This window comes from Streptomyces sp. NPDC002265, assembly GCF_040296125.1.
Lineage (GTDB): Bacteria > Actinomycetota > Actinomycetes > Streptomycetales > Streptomycetaceae > Streptomyces.
Genome location: NZ_JBEOWS010000547.1, coordinates 1 through 4204 on the forward strand (window position 1 = coordinate 1; position 4204 = coordinate 4204).

Annotated in this window: 4 protein-coding genes; 3 read left to right on the forward strand and 1 reads right to left on the reverse strand. The window is 74.3% G+C overall.

From position 1 onward, the window contains the following. Window positions 1-159: 159 nt before the first annotated feature. Window positions 160-1446 carry an MFS transporter gene (locus ABT085_RS44475; RefSeq protein WP_351622384.1) on the reverse strand — a complete coding sequence of 429 codons (1287 nt, stop codon included), beginning with the start codon at window positions 1444-1446 and terminating at the stop codon, window positions 160-162. Window positions 1447-1529: 83 nt separating this feature from the next. Here ABT085_RS44475 and ABT085_RS44480 point away from each other — a divergent pair, with 83 nt between their 5' ends. From ABT085_RS44480 to ABT085_RS44490, 3 genes are all read left to right on the forward strand, one after another. Next, window positions 1530-2501 carry a LysR family transcriptional regulator gene (locus tag ABT085_RS44480; protein ID WP_351622387.1) on the forward strand — a complete coding sequence of 324 codons (972 nt, stop codon included), beginning with the start codon at window positions 1530-1532 and terminating at the stop codon, window positions 2499-2501. A gap of 565 nt (window positions 2502-3066) precedes the next feature. Next, complete coding sequence (locus ABT085_RS44485) at window positions 3067-3783, forward strand: hypothetical protein (protein ID WP_351622390.1); 717 nt, start codon at window positions 3067-3069, stop codon at window positions 3781-3783. Next, window positions 3783-4204: polysaccharide deacetylase family protein (locus tag ABT085_RS44490; protein ID WP_351622393.1), on the forward strand; the 422-nt coding region annotated here is incomplete at its 3' end. The genes ABT085_RS44485 and ABT085_RS44490, both read left to right, overlap by 1 nt.

Genomic DNA, 4204 nt, shown 5'->3' on the forward strand with positions numbered 1-4204 from the left:
CGTCCCCCCCCCCCCCCGCGGGGGGGGATGTTGGGGGGTGGTTGTGCACACTACTTGGGGGGGCGCGGCATGGGCCGGCGGTGTTACCCCGGCGGGCCGGGGGCGCACGGCCACCGCCCCGGCCGCGGGCTTGGTGCGGATCGGCTGCGGGTCCGGGTGTCACTCGCCGAAGGTCTGGTGCGCGAGGGAGATCAGCAGGGCCACCGCGGCCGCGGTGACCGGCACCCCGAACCCGGCGGCCGGAGCGGCGTGCTCGGACATCCAGCCGCCGGCCGCGCTGCCGCAGGCGATACCGCCGAGCAGGCCGGTCACCGCGAGCGTCATGCCCTCGTTGAGGCGGCCCTCGGGAGTGCGTTCCTGCACCAGCGCCATCGTGGTGATCATCGTGGGGGCGGTGGCCGTCCCGGCGGCGAACAGCGCCACCGCCAGCAGCGTGGGCGATCCGGTCAGGGTGGCCGCGAGCAGCGGGAGCGTCAGCATCGCCGTCATCGCGGCCAGACACCAGGGGTGCCGCCACTCGGCAGGCCCGGACGGCTTCAGCGCCCCGTACACCAGCCCCGCCACGCACGAACCGGCCGCCTGGAGGGCGAGCACCACGCCCGCCGCCGCGCGGTACCCGTGCGCGTCCGCGAACGCGATCGTGACCACCTCCGTCGCGCCGAAGACCGCGCCCGTGGCCAGGCACACCGCGAGCAGTGGGGGCATACCGGCGGCGCGCAGCGGGGAACGGGCCGCGGGGGTGCGGTGCGGCGGCGGCTGGGTGGCGCGCTGGGCGGCGAACAGAAGCACCCCGGCCACCAGCAGGACCACCCCGGTCAGCGTCCCCGCCTCCGGGAAGAAGGTCCCGCACAGGAAGGCCGCGAGGACCGGGCCGAGCATGAAGCAGAGCTCGTCGGCGGCCTGCTCGAAGGAGTTCGCGGTGTGCAGCGCCTCGGGCGTGTCCGCCAGCAGATGCGCCCAGCGGGCGCGCGACATGCCGCCGGTGTTGGGGGTCGTCGCGGTGGCCGCGTAGGCGGCGAACAGGGTCCAGTCGGGAGCGCCGCGGCGCACGCACAGCACCAGCGCCAGGGACCCCAGCGCCGCGAACAGCGCGGCGGGCACGGCGACCCGGGCCTGGCCGTACCGGTCCACGAGCCGGGCGATCCAGGGGGCGACCAGCGCGGTCGCGGCGAGCCCGGTCGCGGTGACGGCGCCGGCGAGGGCGTACGAGCCGCGGGTGCCCGCGATCATCACGACCGCGCTCACGCTGAACATGCCCATCGGCAGCCGGGCGATCAGGTTCCCGGCGGTGAAGGCGCGGGTGCCGGGGCGGGCGAAGAGCCTGCGGTAGGGGCCGGGCGGGCGGACGCGGCGGCGGGCGGTGAAGTCGACGGCGACGACGGCATCGGCGGTGACGGTCCAGAGCGGAACCCGGTCGGGGGTGTCGTGGCGGCTGGGCTGCGGCATGGATCAACGGTGGCGCCGGGCCTGCCGACGGGTCCAACACCTTCTGCGGGCCGATTCACGCACTCCTGTTGTAAGTTCACCGGATGCCCGCTCCCCGACACCTCGACCCCAGGCTCCTGCGCGCGTTCCTCGCCGTCGCCGAGGAACTGCACTTCACCCGTGCCGCGGCCCGACTCTACGTCGCCCAGCAGGCGCTCAGCCGCGATGTGCGGCGGCTGGAGCGGGAGCTGGGGGCCGAGCTGCTGGTGCGCACCACCCGGCAGGTGACGCTGACCGGCGACGGCGAGCGGCTGGTGCCGCTGGCGCGTCGGGTGCTCCAGGCGCAGGACGACCTGCTCGGCGCCTTCGGGCAGGCCCGGCCGCTGCTGGTGGACCTCAACTTCCCGGACCAGCCAACCGCGCGGCGGGTCCTGTACCGGGCCCGTGAACTCGCCCCCGAGCTGGAGCTGATGGCCCGCTACGAGAGCGGTCTCGCGGGGGCGGCGGCGGAGATGGTGGCAGGGCGGCTCGACGTCTCGTTCGGGCGGTTCGCCGGTCTCGACCCGGCGCTGCGGTCCCGGCTGGAGCACCGGCTCGTGCGGTACGAGCCGATGGCGGTCGTGCTGCCCGAGGACCACCGGCTGGCGGCGCTGGCGCAGGTGCCGCTGGCCGAGCTGGCGGGCGAGACGGTGTACGCCGGTGCGGGCAACCCGCGGACGACGGAGTGGACGGACCTCGCGCACCGTCTGTTCGAATGCCGGGGCATCGCGATCGCGTCTCCCGCACCCCTCGCGGTGGGGGACGAGGAGTTCCGCAGGATCATGGCGAAGCTGCGAAACCCCATTCTGGCCGTGGTGGGCTTTCCGGCCATGCCGGGGACGGTGCTGCGGCCGCTCGTCGATCCGGTCCCCTTGTCGCCCGTGTCGCTCGTATGGCGAAAGGGGCTGGTCCATCCGGGATTTGACGCTCTTCGGCGGGCCGCGGACGAGATCGCAGCCCGGGAGAAGTGGCTGAGCCGACCAGCGGACGGATGGGTTCCGGCCATGGATGAAGATACGATTGCGACCCACACCTGACACGCTGCGCACATGGATCACGCCTGTGCGCTACATTCGTGGGTCTGAGCACGGTGTGGTAATGGGGCGCGTTCGAATCGGGTGGGGGCCCGGTTCGGCGGCGGGTGCTCGGCTTCGTACGCGCTTCCGGAACCGTCCCGTGGGGGGAAGTGCGCACGTGAAAAAGTGGCGGAAAGACGCCCAACCGAAATGGCCTGCCGGCACATCGTCGAGCCAGGACCAGCAGTCGACGGGGGAGAACGCTCAGGGCCTTTTAGGAACCGGCAGAACCGGATCGATTCCGGAACGATCCGGACCGTCCCCGGAGCGATCCGGACCGCCTTCGGGGCGGACCGGATCGGCGCCCGGCGCCCGGCGGACCGGCCGCCACGGCGGCCGCGCCCGGATCTCGACACCCACGACCGGATCCGACACCGGACCGGGCACCGGCTCGCGGCCCGGGGCCGAGATCCTGTCGTCGGCGGGCGGCGCCACGCCACCCGCCGTCCACGACCCCTGGAGCGAGTCCGGGACGCCGGCCGCGGAGCACGGCAACGCGCACGATCCGGACGAGGTGACCGTCCAGATGGACGCCGTCCAGTTCGGCGAGACGCTCACGCGGGCCGCCAAGGACGGCGGACAGGAGCCCTCCGACGCACCGGTTTTCGTGGACGAGTCGGGGCGGCGCAGCCGCACCTTCCGACGGATCGGCATCGCTGTGGGGATCGCCTGCGCGGCCTACGCCGCCGTCATCGTCGTCACCCTGTTGTCGGGCAACTCCAGCGCGCCCTGGCTCCCGGTCCCGGTCCCGGGCCAGGACGACGACAAGCCCGCCGGCCAGGTCGACACCTCCCCGGCGCCCAGCGCCACGTCCCGCCCGACGCACGCAGGCCCCGGCGTGCCGGTCCTGCCGGGCGGGACCTCGCCCGGCGGTGCGACCGCCACCGCGGGGACCCCGAAGCCCAGCACCTCCGGCAGCAGCGGCAGCCCGAGCGCCTCCGCCGACCCCAGGCCGTCGGCCAGCGCCTCCGCGAGGCCCAGCCCTAGCTCGAGCTCCAAGAGCCCGGTGGCGGAGTCGTCCCCGCCGGTCGTCTCCTCCCCGTCCCCGTCCGGGCCGGGCGACGGCTCGCCCACGCCCACGCCTCCGGCGAGCCCGGACGCCGGGGCGCACCCGGTCGCGCAGGCCAGCCCGGACGCCGGAGCGCACCCGGTCGCACAAGCGGCCCCGGCCCCGGTCACCGTCCGGTCGAGCGCCGGCGGCGCCTCCTCGAACTCCTCCTCGCACACGGAGAACGTCCTCTGATGGCACCCCGTTCCAACCGCCGCTCCGGGAAACGGGCGGCCGGCCGGCGACGGCTGCCGCTGCGCAGCCTGCTCCCGCTCCTGTTCCTGTGCGCGATGCTCGCGATGCTGATGCTGCGCGGCTATGTGCACAGCGAGATCCTCGCCGACTTCCGGGTCCGGCCCGAGGCGTCCACCGACAAGGTGCCGCAGAAGATCCTCGACGGCGGGCCGGTGATCGACACCCGCGGCGGCAAGGAGACCAGCCTGCACCTGCCCGACCACCGCATCGTCCTCACCTTCGACGACGGCCCCGACCCGAAGTGGACGCCGAAGGTCCTCGACATCCTCAAGAAGCACCACGCGCACGCCGTCTTCTTCGTCACCGGCACCATGGCCTCCCGCTACCCGGACCTGGTCCAGCGCATGGTCGACGAGGGGCA

What these genes read in the sequence shown, in the direction of transcription:
- ABT085_RS44475 (WP_351622384.1), bottom strand. Translation starts at nt 1,446, where the DNA reads ATGCCGCAGCCCAGCCGCCACGACACCCCCGACCGGGTTCCGCTCTGG.
- ABT085_RS44480 (WP_351622387.1), top strand. Translation starts at nt 1,530, where the DNA reads ATGCCCGCTCCCCGACACCTCGACCCCAGGCTCCTGCGCGCGTTCCTC.
- ABT085_RS44485 (WP_351622390.1), top strand. Translation starts at nt 3,067, where the DNA reads ATGGACGCCGTCCAGTTCGGCGAGACGCTCACGCGGGCCGCCAAGGAC.